The sequence below is a fragment of the Treponema medium genome, assembly GCF_017161265.1.
Taxonomy (GTDB): Bacteria; Spirochaetota; Spirochaetia; order Treponematales; family Treponemataceae; genus Treponema; species Treponema medium.
Window position 1 is genome coordinate 123,723 of sequence record NZ_CP031393.1, and the last position, 15,113, is coordinate 138,835.

Below are 15,113 nucleotides of genomic sequence, written 5' to 3' on the forward strand. Positions count from 1 at the left end.
AGATAATATCGTTTTGCAAACGTGTTTTATCACAACTCACATTTGCTTGTAAAAAGCATCCCCATATATTATAATAAATCTATGGAAAATTATAATAAATCCGTGAGCGGACAGGGCGAGGAGCTCTTTGTTTGCGGCGGATGTAACGCAAAAATCGGCGCAGGGGTTTTAAGCGCCTTACTGAAAACACTCCCCAAGACTTCACACGAAGGCTTATTGGTCGGCTTCGACAGCTCCGATGATGCGGCTGTTATTCAGCTGACACCCGATATAGCAGTCATCCAGACTCTTGATTTTTTCCCGCCGATGGTAACCGATCCTACCCTTTTCGGGCAGATTGCAGCAGCGAATGCCCTCAGCGATGTGTACGCGATGGGCGGTGAGCCGGTATGTGCGATGAACATTGTCTGCTATCCTGAGGAAGCAACCCGCGATAATGCATACGCGGCGCTGCAAAGTATTCTAACCGGCGGAGCGGAAAAGGTGAAAGAAGCAGGCGCTGCGCTGGTAGGCGGACACTCCATTCACGACCCCAAAATAAAATACGGACTTTCCGTGATGGGAACGATACACCCCGAGCGCATTTGGCGAAACAACACCCCGCAGGCGGGAGATGTGTTATTTTTAACCAAAAAACTGGGGATCGGGATTATCACCACCGCGTACAGCGCAGGAGAAGTTCCCCGCTCCGCCTTTGACGAAGCCGCTGCCTCAATGACCTACCTCAATAAATACGCAGCCGAAATTCTTCGGAAGTTTACTGTTCATGCTTGTACGGATGTAACCGGTTTCGGCTTGAGCGGACATCTTTCTGAAATGACCGGCACGGATTTTACCGCCCGCCTTGACGCAAACCGTATTCCCTATATCGAGGCAGCGTATCAGGCAGCCGGTGAATTTTTGCTTACCGCCGGCGGACAGCGGAACCGGAACTTTGCTCAAGGGAAAATTCACTTCGGCATAAAAGATTTTGCACTCGAAGAAATCATCTTTGACCCGCAAACCTCAGGCGGTTTACTTTTTGCCGTCAGCCCTGCCGAAGCGGAAAAAATCAGACCGGCCTTTGCCGAGGCAGGAATCAGCCTATTCCAAATCGGCGCCATCGAACCGCGTGCGGATTATCCGATTGTGGTGAGATAATGGTTACTTAGTATCTATGGAGGAAAATGCTTACAAGATTAACATTGACAAATAATTGGTATCATATATAATACCAATTATGGATATTCCAATAGTCGTTATAGATACAAATGTTATGCTATCGGCATTAAAAAGTGTAAATGGAAAGTCAAATCAGTTATTACAAGAAATCGGTACCGGTAGATTTGATTTTGCTATTTCAGTTCCGCTTATTTTAGAATATGAAGCCGTTTTGAAAAAACACTTAGATAGAGCATACTATTCCGATGCTGATGTTAATGATTTTTTAAATTATCTATGTCAGATTGGAAAGCACATAAAACTATTCTATTTATGGCGACCATATTTAAGAGATGGCTTTGATGATCATATTTTGGAGCTTGCGATTCATTCAAACAGTGAAGTGATAATAACATTTAATAAAAAAGATTTCAAAGAAGCGGAACAGTTAGGAATCGTTGCACTAACGCCGCGGGAGTTTATAGATACATTAAATGGAGGTCAAAAATGAGCACATTGAGTATTAGAATCCCGGATTCATATCACACAATGATAAAAGAAGTTGCTAAAATCGATAACATTTCAATAAATCAATTTATTGCCGCTGCAATAGGAGAAAAATTATCGGCACTACAAACAGAACAGTATATTGAGCAACGGGCAAAAAACGGATCGCGAGAAAAGTTTTTAGCTGTTTTACAAAAAGCTCCTAACAGCAAACCTGAAGAATGTGATGTATAAAACCTCATACGGATTATCCGATTGTGGCGAGTTGATGGTATGAATTTCGAGTTTTTCCGCGGCAAGGATTGTAGGGGCCGGCGCAAGCCGGTTCCAAAGCGGAGCAGAGGAATGAAGCGAAAGCGGAACCCCGAAAAGCCTGGTTTTTGCGATTGTATCGCAAAAAGCCGCCCAAATTATTAAAAAGAAAAACTCAGGTATGCAACCTAATGTATACCATAATGCATTATATGTTGATTGTATATATGGAGGGAAATGATGATTGAAGTAAATGCGATGGGCAAAGTGTGTCCCATTCCCGTCATTATGACGAAAAAAGTATTGAGCGAAAACACTGCAGGAGAAAACATCCTGATACGGGTGGATAACGAAATTGCGACCCAGAATCTGACCAAGATGGCAGGGCAGCTGAATATCAAAGCAAGCGTTACCAAACTGAACGATGCGGAATACACCGTACTCTACGACTTTCAAGGCTGCGAGGCTTGTGCCATTTTGAACGACACAAGCGTGCTGGAACAAGGCGCTGACGAATATGTTGTGGTGATCAATTCCGATAAGATGGGCACCGGTGATGAAGGCTTCGGCAGAAAGCTGTTGGAGAACTTTGTGTATGCGCTGACCGAACAGGATCGCATTCCTAAAATGGTGGTAATGTATAACTCCGGTGTCCGCCTTGCAACCGAGAACGAAAAAACCGTCAATGATTTAAAAACCTTGCAAGAAAAGGGGACGGAAGTGCTTGCGTGCGGGCTGTGTTTGGATTTCTACGGCTTAAAAGAGAAACTGCAAGTCGGTTCGGCTACCAATATGTACCGTATTACGGAAATTATGCGTACCAATAAGGTCGTAAAGCCCTAAGCTATGCAGAACGAAGTATTTTGCGTTATTTCATTTGATAGTACTCATCAGGCAATCGCAGCGGAAATGGCTGTGACCGGTCTATCCGGCGCCCGCCTGATCCCGCTCCCTCCCGAAATTTCGGAAGGTTGCGGAATGGCGCTGCGGGTCAACCGTGAAGATGCTGAAAAAGCGGTTGACTTATTAAAAACAAGCGGAGCCGCGTATCAGGATGTGTATACCCTTACCGTCCACGGTGCAGACAGAACCGCGGTGAAGATGTCTGGGAAATAGTCAGAAGGGTAAGTAGTATGATTTATTTTGATAACAGTGCGACAACGCTCCATAAGCCCGACAGTGTTGCGAACGCAATGTATAACGCGATTGCCTCTCAGCAGTTTGCAAATCCGGGACGTGCTGCGCATAAAACCGCCCATGCGGCGCTCGCCTCTTTGTATAAAACCCGTGTTGCCGTTGCCCGTATCTTCCATATAACAGACCCGCTGCAAGTTGCACTGTGCCAAAATGCAACGGCAGCTTTGAACCTCGTGCTCAAAAGTTTGTTCGGAGCAGGCGATCATCTCATTACCACTGCGCTTGAGCATAACTCGGTACTGCGTCCGCTCTATCAGTTGGAAAGTCAGGGGGCGGAGCTTTCGATTATCGGCTTTGATCTTGAAACAGGCGAGCTTGACTATACGGCAATGGAAGCGCAGATACGGAGCAATACCAAGGCGATTATTGTTACCGCCTGCTCCAATGTTATCGGCGCCGTTCCCGATATGCAGAGAATTTACGGCTTATGCAGAAAGAATGGGTTGACGCTGATTATCGATGCATCCCAAAGCGCCGGTACCATGCCGATGGATATTTCGCAATATGAACAAACCATTGTCTGCTTTACCGGGCATAAAGGGTTGTATGGTCCGCAGGGTACCGGCGGCATCGTCGTGAACGGCGACTTTGCTTTTAAGCCGGTGTTTTCCGGCGGCAGCGGCATTCATTCTTTTGACAAAACACACCCCGCAACAATGCCTGATGTCTTTGAAGCCGGTACAATGAATGTCCCCTCCTTTGCGGGACTGACTGCAGGATGTGCATATATCGAACAGCTCGGACAAGAGAATGCTGCTGCGTACTTAGCGAAGCTGCGCGCATACTTTTTTAAACTCGCCGCAGACCTTCCATTTATCACGCTCTATGCGCCGAAGGTGCAAAATGCCGGTCCCGTTATCGGACTAAACATTGGAACCGTGCCGTCTTCGGAAATAAGCCGCCTTCTTGATGAACGGTACGGCATTGCAACCCGTCCGGGCGCCACTGTGCTCCGCTTGTACACCAGACGTATAAAACCGAGGCGCAAGGGATTGTCCGCTTCAGCTTTTCTACGTTTAACACCACGGAAGAGATAGAGGCGGCTATCGATGCTCTTGGTGCCATCAGCGAGTCCTTTTGAAATATACGGGGCATCTGCGCCAAAACTATACATCCGTGTATAGTTTTGGCTACGAGTTTCGGCAAGGCCGAAACATCGCTTCTGATTAAACCAGCGGCATCCGTGCCGCTTCTGAATATCCTCAACGTATCATAGTACGCCTCCGGTTGGAATTTGCTAAGCGCCTTGTATCTGCATCGTCTATTTCAAAAGGCTTACGGAAGAGCTTTTTTCAGAACGGACAGGGATGTCCGTGGTTCCACGCAGAAGCGACGTTTTGTGCTATGCACAAATCTCGTCGGCAGAACGCCCAAGGATGGGCGGGGAATAAGTCAGAAACAAGTTTTGGAACAAAACTTGTCCTCTACCGATGTACATGGACGTACATCGGTAGAGAGGTACACGGATGTACACTTCTGGACAGGCTATTTCAAAAGGCTTACGGAGGAGTATGCTTTACGATATGCTGCTGCTGAAAATAGTCCTCAACGTATCAAAACTGCCAAGGATAGCAGGGGTGATAAACAGAAACCAGTTTTTGGAAAAACCCGGTAGCCAATGAATTGACACGAATGTCAATTCATTGGCGTTACTCTGTTTTAACAACCCCAATTATTCTACGGGGTTGTTAAAAAAACACACTGATGCGTTTACCTTCATTATATTAACGATTTGACACGACATTTCTATTGAGGTATACTTACTAAACTTATTTGAGGAGGCGCAAATATGCGAAAAATAAGCTTTAAAACAGTAATGGGAACAGCCATACTGGTATTCAGTGCCTTTGTCATTTGCTCATGTACAAAGAGCGAAGAACCGGCAAAGAAAGCTATGAAAGTCGGTATGGTTACCGATGCAGGAACGATTGATGATAAATCATTCAATCAGGGAACATGGGAAGGTATTATCCGTGCAGAAAAAGAACTCGGCGTTGAGATTAAATACTTAAAGCCGGTCGGAACAACCGAAGCGGACTATGTAAAAGAAATTTCCAACCTGTATGATTCAGGGTATAAATTTATCGTTTGCCCCGGATTCAAGTTTGAAACCGCAATTTTCAAGGCTCAGACAAAATATCCTGATGCAAAGCTCGTCATCATCGACGGTAATGCTCACCCTGCCGATTCCTATGACGCTCAAAACGGCCCCAATACCATCGGTATTCTCTTTGCCGAACAGGAAGCAGGCTTCACTGCCGGTCTTGCTGCAGCGCTTCAATTAAAAGAAGGCCGCTTCGGATTTATCGGCGGTATGGAAATTCCGGCTGTCCAGAAGTTTAACTGGGGATGGCAGCAAGGTATCAAATACGCCAATGAAAATCTCGGGACGAACATCGAAATGCATCCGGAAGACTTCGTATATCAGGGAACATTCAGCGATATCGCAGCAGGACAGCAGATCGCAGCTTCTATGTTTGACCGCGGTGTTACCTGTATCCACGCAGCAGCGGGTGGAGTTGGTGTCGGCGTTATCAACGAAGCGAAAGCACGCCGTCAGGTCGGAAAAGATGTCTGGGTTGTCGGCGTTGTCGTTAATCAGTATAACGAAGGCTTACTCCCTGACGGAAAATCGATTATTCTGACCTCTGCAATGAAGTATGTCGATCGTGCATCCTATGATATGATCAAAGATGAACTCAACGGCAAATTCCAGGGCGGAACGACACTTGTTTTAACTGCAAAAGAAGATGCGGTCGGTATTCCTGCTGAAAACCCCAACCTTTCCGATGATGTACAAAAGAAAGTAGATGAAATTTATCAGCAGATTAAATCGGATGCTATCGTTGTTGCCGACAAGCAGGGCGATTTATTCCGTTAATCGATAAGCGTTTGTTTTTGCGAATCCGAGGATGTATGAATCGTACACCTCGGATTTTTCTTTAATCGTTTATAAGGAACCCCTAAAAACAGAGGTTTTTAACAACAGTAATTAGATAAAAGTTTACAGTGTAAATAAAGGAAGGCCTGATCTGTCTGAACAATATGCTATCGAAATGCGCCACATCCGCAAGGAATTCCCCGGTATTGTTGCAAATGATGATATAACATTGCAGGTAAAAAAAGGGGAAATCCACGCAATTCTCGGAGAAAACGGCGCAGGTAAATCCACTCTTATGAGTATCTTATTCGGTTTATATCACCCCGATGCGGGAGAAATCCTCGTCAACGGTAAACACGCGGTTATCAATAATCCGAATGATGCCAATGAACTCGGTATCGGTATGGTACACCAGCATTTTCAGCTTGTACATAACTTTACCGTTACCGAAAATATTATACTCGGAAAAGAAGGCGGTTTTTTTCTTGACCTGCATAAGGCCGAGACAAAAATAAAAGATTTAAGCACCCGATACGGATTACAAATCGATCCTAATGCACGCATTATGGATATAACAGTCGGTATGCAGCAGCGCGTAGAGATTTTAAAAATGCTGTACCGCGATGCGGAAGTGCTCATCTTTGACGAACCGACCGCCGTTTTAACGCCGCAGGAAATCGAAGAACTTATCCAAATAATGAGGAATCTGGTAAAAGAAGGAAAATCCATTATCCTCATCACCCATAAATTACAGGAAATTAAGGACGTTGCAGATCGTTGTACCATCATACGAAGGGGAAAGTTTATTGACGTAATAGACGTTGCGACTACTTCCAAAAACGAGATGGCAGCAAAAATGGTTGGGCGTCCGGTTGAATTTAAAGTACAAAAAGCACCGGCACAACCCGGTGAAGTCGTACTCGATATACAAAATCTCAAAGTTATCGGTGCAAAAAAAGTACCTGCTGTCAATGACTTTTCGCTGCAAGTACGCAAGGGTGAAATCGTCGGTATCGCAGGTGTAGACGGGAACGGACAAAGTGAGCTTGTTCATGCACTTTCGGGCTTAATGCCGATTGCAGAAGGAACCGTTTTACTGTGCGGTAAGGATATTACCAAAACTTCAATCCGCGAACGTAACGAATCGGGTATGGGTTTGGTTCCCGAAGACCGTCAAAAGCACGGTTTGGTTATGCAGTATTCCATTGCGGAAAACACCATCATTAAATCGTACTACAAAGAACCTTTCCAAAAGCACGGCTTCCTGCATAAAAACAAGATGTTCTCATTTGCAGGTGATATTACCAAACAATTCGACGTCCGTTCGGGCGAAGGCGTTTATTCCGCAGCGCGGAACTTGAGCGGCGGTAACCAGCAAAAAGCTATTCTCGGACGCGAAATAGCCCTCGATCCCGAATTACTGATCGCCGTGCAGCCTACCCGCGGTTTGGACGTCGGCGCTATTGAGGCAATTCATAAAGAATTGGTAAAACATCGCGACAGAGGCCGTGCTGTTTTACTCATTTCATTTGAATTGGACGAAATCTTCAATCTATCGGATCGGATTGCCGTTATGCACCGCGGCGCATTAACCGGTATTGTCCGCCCTGAAGAAACCACTGTCGAAGAAGTAGGCTTGATGATGGCCGGAGATAAGCATAAACATGGAGGCCAACAGTGATGATAAAAAGACACACGGCTCTTGCAGATAATACCCTTGTAATCAGCCTTTCTGCCGTATTACTCGGTTTAGTCGCAGGGGCAATTCTCATCGTTTGTATCGGTGAAAACCCTGTTATTGCCTTTACCTACCTTTTCCGGGGCGGTTTGATGAACATCGAACGTATCGGAAATACGCTTGCAACTGCAACGACACTTTTATTAGTAGGTCTTTCCGTCTCATTTGCATTTAAAACCGGTCTCTTTAATATCGGAGGTTCGGGGCAGATGCTGATCGGCGGATTGCTCGGCAGTATGTTTGCCTTATCGGCAACTTCTATGCCTCGACCGCTCTTTTTTATTTTACTGATTCTTATCGGTGTTGTGAGCGGTGCTCTTTGGGGTGTCATTCCCGGTTTATTAAAAGCGCTGTTCAACGTACACGAAGTTGTTTCCACCATTATGATGAACTGGATTGCTTATTGGCTGGTCTTCTATATTGTACCGGGTTACTTAAAAGCGGAATATCTGGAAACGGAAAGTAAATCTATTGCCGTTACCCGCTCGCTTCGTACCCCATGGCTTACCAACTTGTTCAGCAGCGAATACGTAAACTACGGTATCTTTCTCGGCATCCTTGCCATGATTCTCCTTAAAATCATCTTGGACAAAACAACGCTCGGCTTTGAATTAAAAGCAGTCGGTTATAACCGCAACTGTGCGGAGTATGCAGGAATTAAAGTAAACCGGAATATTGTTATTTCAATGATGATAGCGGGAGCACTGTCGGGCTTGGCCGGACTCACCTACTACACCGGCTATGCGTTGAATATGCAGATCGGTGTGATGCCCTCGCAGGGGTTTGATGGCATCGCAGTTTCTTTGCTCGGCGCAGGGACACCGATCGGAGTTGCGCTCAGTTCAATTTTCTTCGGCGTGCTGCACGTCGGCAAAGGCTTTATGAGCGCGAACACTATTGTTCCGCCGGAAATTGCGGATACCATCATTGCGGTTATTATCTATTTTACTGCAACCAGTTTGCTCTTTAAACGCTTCTGGGGAATGATTTCTAAAAAGATACGCACACGCCAAACAGCTGGGCTTTCTGCAGAGGAGGTATAACGTATGTGGCATATTTTAACCTTAATTTTTCCCTATGTAATTGCATATACGATCCCCCTTTTGATTACCTCCCTCGGAGGATTATACAGCGAACGGAGCGGTGTTACAAACCTCGGTCTTGAAGGACTTATGCTGATCGGCAGTTTTTCCGCAGCGGTTGTAATTAATTTATTGCAGCACTCCGTTCCGGCAGGGATTGTTATTCCAATCGGATTGCTCGCAGCGGCTATAGCCGGTATCCTTTTTTCGTTGCTACACGCTTTTGCATCGATTACGCTAAAAGCGGATCAGGTTATCAGCGGTACCGCTATCAATATGCTTGCCGCCGCATTGACGATTTATATTGCCCGTACCGTAACGGGATCAGGCAACGTGCGTGTTGCAAGCATTATCCGACAGGACATCCCCGGTCTTTCAAAAATTCCCATACTCGGTCCACTTTTCTTTTCGCAGGCATACTGGAGTACGTGGCTGGTATTGGCGATACTGATTTTATCGTGGATACTGCTGTATAAGACCTCATTCGGATTACGGCTGCGTGCCTGCGGTGAGCATCCATCCGCCGTTGCGAGCGCCGGTATCAATGTACACCGGATGCGGTACTTCGCGGTATGTGCGAGCGGTGCGCTTTCCGCATTGGGCGGCGCCATTATCCTCGTAACCTATTCGGGAGAATTTAACGGCAGTGTAGACGGCCTCGGGTTCTTGGCTATCGCCGCTTTGATCTTCGGTCAATGGAAACCGTTTGGCATCCTCGGTGCAACCTTCTTCTTTGGATTCGCCCGTACCGTCGCGAACGTTTCGCAGGTTATCCCCGCTTTAAGCGGCATACCGCCGGTGTGGCTCAAGATATTCCCTTATCTCGTTACGCTGATAGCCCTCGTGCTGTTCAGTAAAAACTCCGCCGCTCCCAAAGCAAACGGAGAACCGTATTAAAAAAATTATCCCCTTACACCCCGGCGCTCTGCGTCGGGGTATGTTATTAATACTGATATTATCCTTGAGGTTGTAATAGCCTGCAAAAGCATAGAACTAAATGCCCGAAGAAAAGTTTACTTCACTAATATTTTTATATGCATTAGTAAATTTCATTTTATTTATTTTATATAGATTTACAAAGAAATTCAAAATAGTACATCGATTTCTATCACTTATTGACAACCTCATTTTCTGCCTCTTGCTCGGTTATGGTTTTTATCGGGCAAATCGATTGTTTGTACTTTTGGTGCCGAGTGTATTATTAATTGTGTATCCTATTGCTTGGGGACTGAATAGAGAATTATCAGATGAAGAGTTGGATTCTGTAGTAATAGTGAAATATCTATTTCCAATAAAACAAGAAAATAGAATAAAATTAAAAGTTGTATTTACCCATTTTGCAACATTCCCATTTTATTCGTGCGGAGGGTTTAATACCCCGACGCTCTGCGTCGTAACAAAGGGTATTAAAGCCGACTGCAACCACCTTATGAGAACAACCAACCCCGACGCTTGCGTCGGGGTTGGTGATTATTTATTGGATAGTTGGAGCGCAAGATAACATTACTACAAGCAACGCATCTACTGGAATCCGGTTACGATATTCGCACCTTCCAAGAGCTTCTCGGTCACATCGATGTTTCAACCAGTATGGTTTACACCTTTGTCCTCAACCACGATGATCTCGGTGTGCAGAGGCCTATCGACCGAATATGATTCGTCTTTATCCTATTTAGTGAAGATAGGCCTAATCTGGTTGTTGATGATGTGTTCCGGTGAGTATTATGGAAGAAAGATTTAATTTCTTATCTTGTAACAGTTTAGATTGCAAATGGGGCGTTCGTGTGATATTATGAGGAAAGGTTAAGCGTTTGTTAGATGGACTCGTGCTACTGCACGAGCTGAATTTTTTAGGTATAAATCTAGATTTAATATTAAAAAAAGGTATAATAGAAGTATGAAACCTAAAGAAAAAAAAGAGATTTTTAATTTCTTAGAATATAATAAAAACATTCTCCAGTCCTATGGCGTAAAAAAAATAGGTCTTTTTGGTTCTTATGTACATAATCAACAAAATAAAAATAGCGATATTGATATATTAGTAGAATTCCATGCTGATAAAAAAAATTATAATAACTTTATAAATTTAGTTTATTACTTGGAAGATAATTTGAATACAAAAATAGATTTATTAACCATAGAAAGTTTAAGTCCTTATATTGGTCAGAGAATACTCAATGAGGTTGAATATGTATCGATCAAATGAAGAGTTATTCAAGCATATTTTTGATGAAATTGTTTTTTTAGAATCTGAAACAAGGACCATATCAGAAGAAGTATTTTTAAAAGATGAAAAAACGCAACGAGCTTTTGCACGAAGTATTGAAATTATCGGAGAAGCCGTTAAAAATATTTCAAGTGATGTAATAATTAAATATAAAGAAGTTCCATGGAGAAATATTGCCGGTATGAGAGATAAACTCATTCATGGTTATTTTTCCGTTGATTATGAAATTGTGTGGGATGTTGCAAAAAACATTATTCCTGAATTTAAGAACCAGCTGATAAAAATTATGGATACAGAAAAAAAGAAAAATGGCAATTAAAGAAATAATAACAGAAATCAATAAAATAGAAATAGATATTGCTGATTTTATAAGTAGTTACAAAAGTGAACAACTTGTCAGTAATTATGATGATTGGAATTATAAAGATGTCATTGCGCATCTTTTGGAATGGATTATGTTTTCAAAAAATAAACTAAACGCTATTGTACATAACCAAGATTTTCAAGAAATAAGTAATATCGATATATTCAATAAACAAAATTATATAAAAAATAAGAATAAGCATATTACAGAATTACAGAAGAAACTAATCTTTGAACTGAATGAATATAAAAATATTGTGCTATTGTATACAGAAGCGGATTTACAGAGAAAAGATTTGCCAACAGGTTTTTCATTTGAATTATGGCGGTATATGATAATGGATACTATTATACACCCTGTAATGCATTTATTATATTATTTAATTAAAACAAAAAACTATAAGTTATTTTTCAAATTGTGTAAAAAATATAATGACATATTTTATTGTTATGCAAAAGGAAATCTTGAGGTGTATTCTTTTTATGAATATATTGAAGATAGTAAGAAATTTATTGAGAATATAAAAGAATTAGGCGAGCAGTATAAAAATGATGATATGATACATACAGTTTTAAAAGCCAATAAAATAGATGGAAACATCTAACACCCGCTTCAACCTGACATTGCGGACGAGCCGCAAATGCAGGTTAAGCGAGTGTTAGTTGGACGCCCACACTGGGGCGCTTATTTAGGAAGGAAAAATGAAAAAATTACTGTTATATTTTTTATTATTTTCACCATTTTTACTTTATGCAAAAGAATTAAGAATTCAAAATATAAGATTTGATGAAACAATGACGTATGATAAAAATGATAAGTTTCGATATTCACCATTGAATATTTTTGATAAAAAAATTGATACTGTTTATGCTGTTCCTAAAAGTGCTACTTTTTATGATTACACATTAATTCTTCATTTCGATAAAGAATATGAATTCGATGAAATAGATATAAGTGGTGGATATTTTGATTCAAGATGGTATAAAAAAAACTATAGAATAAAAAAAATTGATTTTCGTTTTCTTGATGAGTATGGTAATGATAAAACATCAGAAGAATTTATTCTAAAAGATGAAATGATTTCACAGAAGTTAAAATTTTCCAAAAAACAAAAGGCTTCACAAATATGGCTACGAGTTAGAGATCTTTATCCTAGCAGTGCATATAATGATATATGTATTTCAGAGATGTCTATAATGAACAATGGAGAGGAATATGACGTTGTGATTAGGCCTGCTTATTCATTTTATGGTAGTACTTATGAATATGATGACAAAGGAAATTTAGTAAAGGAAAAAATCGATGAAGATCACGATCATTATGAATTGAACTATTACAAAAATGGAAAATCCTTAATAGGAAATTTGAAATATATTGATGAAGATAATACACCTCGAAATTACGATTATAAAATAATTTCTAATACTGATAGTTATATTGAAATCGTAGTAGGAAGAAAAAATATAAAACATTTTTACGACGGTGAAAAATTAATACGTTCTGTAATAAATAATTCTGAAGGAAAAACATACGAAATAAAGTATTACTATAAAGATGGAAGGTTAAATAATACAGATTATGGTGAATTTTTTTATGAAAACGGTTTGTTAAAAGGGTATATTGCATATGGTTATTATGGACTCAATGGAGAAATAGAAATAATAGAAAAGATAAATAAAGAGTTTTGTTCATATTATTTAGAATATAACGATTACAATCAGATAATAGAACGACATGTAGATAGTTGGGCTGGATACTCTGCTGTTTATTAATCACATAACATCGTTTTCAAAGCCGACAGGCAGTCAAGCTGCCTGCGGTTTAAAACAATGTTATGAGCACAAGGCAAAGCGTTGGGAAAAGATCAAAAATGTTATTAACTTATGGAAATATAAAAAAATCAAAATTTTTAAAATATATTTATTTATCTGATTATAATGATGATGAGTATCGCAAAGCATTACTAGAATATAATAAGAGTATAGTAAAAAATTTTGAAGAATCTGATTTCATAAAAATATATAAATATTTGCATGATGCAAAAACCTATCTGAAACAAATTAATGGAAACGTTGTAATAAAAGTTAATACTTATGATTCAGAAGAAAAGAAGCCAGTTTATTTTGATATTATTTTTGAAAAAGCTAAGATTTTATCTTGGAACACTGTAAAGGAAAACGGTCATATTTCAAGATTAAATAAAAAATATAAACCTCAAGAGTATGGGTACGAAGAATTTTACGAAGATAATGGGAAAAAATATGTTTCGTTGATTTTATTTGGAAATAAGATTAGAAAGGGTTCTTATTATCCACTAGTAACTATTAATTATGAAAATATTAGGATTAATAGATATAAGAGAGAAATACATTGTTTTGATAAAACAAGTGGAAATCTGATATGTACAGAAGATATTGAAATTGATTTTTCTAAATTAGAATTTATTTTTTCAGATGTAATAAAAGATGATCCTGATTTAATTTATGAATATAAAATAACCAAAGAAAATATGAATAAATTTAAAACAGGGACAACTTTTGAGTTTGATAAATTTAATTATTTTTTATCATATATTAGTATAATATAGCACACACACATAACACCGTTTTTAAAGCCAACCAACGGAACTGAGCCCGTTTACGGTTTAAAACAATGTTAGACGGATGCCCTTCGGTGCAAGGAGAAAAATGTGTCTTCAATTAAAAATATTTTTCATATAATTAAATATACTCAAGATGAATTACAAGAAATATTTAAAGGTAATTACTCTGATAGATATGCAAATGCAATAAAAGGAATACCTGTTTATAAAATTACTGACAACACGTTACTCCCAGGAGAAGTTTTTAGAAAATATCCAGAAAATGAAAATATATGTTATGCAGATTTTAGAGAATATTTAGTAGGTAAAGAAAAAATAGAGAAAGAAATATTTGTAAGTAATTTAGGAAGAATAAAAATAGGAAATAATGTAGTTAAACAATATCATATTGATTATGGATATTTAAAAGTAAATATAATAAATAAATATTTTTATAATGTATATAGAATAGTTGCAGAAACATGGTGTGAATGCCCAGTGAAAAGAACAACACCGGATTGGAGTGTTCATCACATAAATAATAATGGTTTTGATAATCGACCAGACAATTTAATTTGGGTTAATAATAAAGAACATAGCTATATTGAAAAATATAATAAGAAAAAGATGATAGATATTTTAAAAGAAAAGAAAAACTTTTTGCTAAATAAGGGAATAAATATTTATTCAGAACAGATAATTAAAGATGCATTGGAAGATTATTATCTATTGTCAGGGAAAAAGGTTGACAAACTATTAGTCGAATACCTTAAAAAGTATAATTTCAATAGAGAAGATTTCCCGAATATAATAATAAATACAGAATGGAAAAGTAGCTAACACCTACTTCAAAGCAAACATTTTTTTATGGCAAAATGCAGTTTAAAACAATGTCATACAGACAGCATGGTGATCAGTTTGTTTGAATTATCGATATTTAACAGAACATAAACTATTGCCGGAAGGGAAAAAATGAATGCAGAAACGGAAGAGGCATACGCAGAAAAAAAAATTCGTTGGAACAATATAACAAAAGAAAAATGACAAGCCTATAAAGAACAGAGGATAAAAGAAATAGTAGATGTGTAACGATGTTTGCATTGAAGTAACTGATAATGCACAATAGGAGTATCGATAATGAGTT

Annotated in this window: 17 protein-coding genes and 1 pseudogene; all 18 read left to right on the top strand. The window is 39.7% G+C overall.

Features of this window, described 5'->3' with window-relative positions; all coding sequences use genetic code 11:
- The first annotated feature begins 81 nt into the window (after nucleotides 1-81).
- A complete protein-coding gene (gene selD / locus DWB79_RS00565) occupies nucleotides 82-1,140 on the top strand; it encodes a selenide, water dikinase SelD (protein ID WP_016670440.1) in 1,059 nt (352 codons plus the stop codon).
- Between the two features lie 79 nt (nucleotides 1,141-1,219).
- Nucleotides 1,220-1,651, top strand: a complete 432-nt coding sequence (locus DWB79_RS00570; RefSeq protein ID WP_016670441.1) for a putative toxin-antitoxin system toxin component, PIN family — start codon at nucleotides 1,220-1,222, stop codon at nucleotides 1,649-1,651.
- The gene (locus tag DWB79_RS00575) at nucleotides 1,648-1,881 is read left to right on the top strand and encodes a toxin-antitoxin system HicB family antitoxin (RefSeq protein WP_016670442.1); all 234 of its coding nucleotides are present in this window, start codon (nucleotides 1,648-1,650) and stop codon (nucleotides 1,879-1,881) included. Before DWB79_RS00570 ends, DWB79_RS00575 begins: the two co-directional genes overlap by 4 nt.
- Before the next feature lie 255 nt (nucleotides 1,882-2,136).
- Nucleotides 2,137-2,742: a sulfurtransferase-like selenium metabolism protein YedF gene (yedF, locus tag DWB79_RS00580; RefSeq protein WP_252722487.1), complete on the top strand. Its 606-nt coding sequence runs from the start codon at nucleotides 2,137-2,139 to the stop codon at nucleotides 2,740-2,742.
- 3 nt (nucleotides 2,743-2,745) lie between these two features.
- Complete coding sequence (locus tag DWB79_RS00585; protein ID WP_016670444.1) at nucleotides 2,746-3,015, top strand: putative Se/S carrier protein; 270 nt, start codon at nucleotides 2,746-2,748, stop codon at nucleotides 3,013-3,015.
- A 17-nt stretch (nucleotides 3,016-3,032) separates the two neighbouring features.
- A complete protein-coding gene (locus tag DWB79_RS00590) occupies nucleotides 3,033-4,133 on the top strand; it encodes an aminotransferase class V-fold PLP-dependent enzyme (RefSeq protein WP_016670445.1) in 1,101 nt (366 codons plus the stop codon).
- A 752-nt stretch (nucleotides 4,134-4,885) separates the two neighbouring features.
- A complete protein-coding gene (locus DWB79_RS00595; RefSeq protein WP_016670446.1) occupies nucleotides 4,886-5,977 on the top strand; it encodes a BMP family lipoprotein in 1,092 nt (363 codons plus the stop codon).
- 175 nt (nucleotides 5,978-6,152) lie between these two features.
- Entirely contained in the window at nucleotides 6,153-7,658 is a 1,506-nt protein-coding gene (locus DWB79_RS00600) for an ABC transporter ATP-binding protein (RefSeq protein WP_016670447.1), read from the top strand.
- The gene (locus DWB79_RS00605; RefSeq protein ID WP_016670448.1) at nucleotides 7,658-8,758 is read left to right on the top strand and encodes an ABC transporter permease; all 1,101 of its coding nucleotides are present in this window, start codon (nucleotides 7,658-7,660) and stop codon (nucleotides 8,756-8,758) included. The genes DWB79_RS00600 and DWB79_RS00605 overlap by 1 nt, the downstream gene beginning before the upstream one ends.
- A 3-nt stretch (nucleotides 8,759-8,761) precedes the next feature.
- The gene (locus DWB79_RS00610) at nucleotides 8,762-9,694 is read left to right on the top strand and encodes an ABC transporter permease (protein ID WP_016670449.1); all 933 of its coding nucleotides are present in this window, start codon (nucleotides 8,762-8,764) and stop codon (nucleotides 9,692-9,694) included.
- A 100-nt stretch (nucleotides 9,695-9,794) separates the two neighbouring features.
- Complete coding sequence (locus DWB79_RS11965) at nucleotides 9,795-10,298, top strand: hypothetical protein (RefSeq protein ID WP_016670450.1); 504 nt, start codon at nucleotides 9,795-9,797, stop codon at nucleotides 10,296-10,298.
- Between the two features lie 11 nt (nucleotides 10,299-10,309).
- Nucleotides 10,310-10,453 (top strand): annotated as a pseudogene (locus DWB79_RS00620) (tyrosine-type recombinase/integrase); the annotation flags it as partial.
- 241 nt (nucleotides 10,454-10,694) lie between these two features.
- A complete protein-coding gene (locus tag DWB79_RS00625; RefSeq protein WP_002673432.1) occupies nucleotides 10,695-11,003 on the top strand; it encodes a nucleotidyltransferase family protein in 309 nt (102 codons plus the stop codon).
- A complete protein-coding gene (locus tag DWB79_RS00630) occupies nucleotides 10,987-11,343 on the top strand; it encodes a HepT-like ribonuclease domain-containing protein (protein ID WP_016670451.1) in 357 nt (118 codons plus the stop codon). Before DWB79_RS00625 ends, DWB79_RS00630 begins: the two co-directional genes overlap by 17 nt.
- Nucleotides 11,333-11,992, top strand: a complete 660-nt coding sequence (locus DWB79_RS00635) for a hypothetical protein (RefSeq protein ID WP_016670452.1) — start codon at nucleotides 11,333-11,335, stop codon at nucleotides 11,990-11,992. Before DWB79_RS00630 ends, DWB79_RS00635 begins: the two co-directional genes overlap by 11 nt.
- 97 nt (nucleotides 11,993-12,089) lie before the next feature.
- Nucleotides 12,090-13,160 (top strand): NADase-type glycan-binding domain-containing protein, encoded by a 1,071-nt coding sequence (locus DWB79_RS00640; RefSeq protein ID WP_016670453.1) that lies wholly within the window; start codon nucleotides 12,090-12,092, stop codon nucleotides 13,158-13,160.
- Between the two features lie 62 nt (nucleotides 13,161-13,222).
- Nucleotides 13,223-13,975, top strand: a complete 753-nt coding sequence (locus DWB79_RS00645) for a DUF7683 domain-containing protein (RefSeq protein ID WP_206181026.1) — start codon at nucleotides 13,223-13,225, stop codon at nucleotides 13,973-13,975.
- A gap of 102 nt (nucleotides 13,976-14,077) precedes the next feature.
- Nucleotides 14,078-14,809, top strand: a complete 732-nt coding sequence (locus tag DWB79_RS00650) for an HNH endonuclease signature motif containing protein (RefSeq protein ID WP_016670455.1) — start codon at nucleotides 14,078-14,080, stop codon at nucleotides 14,807-14,809.
- Nucleotides 14,810-15,113: the final 304 nt, after the last annotated feature.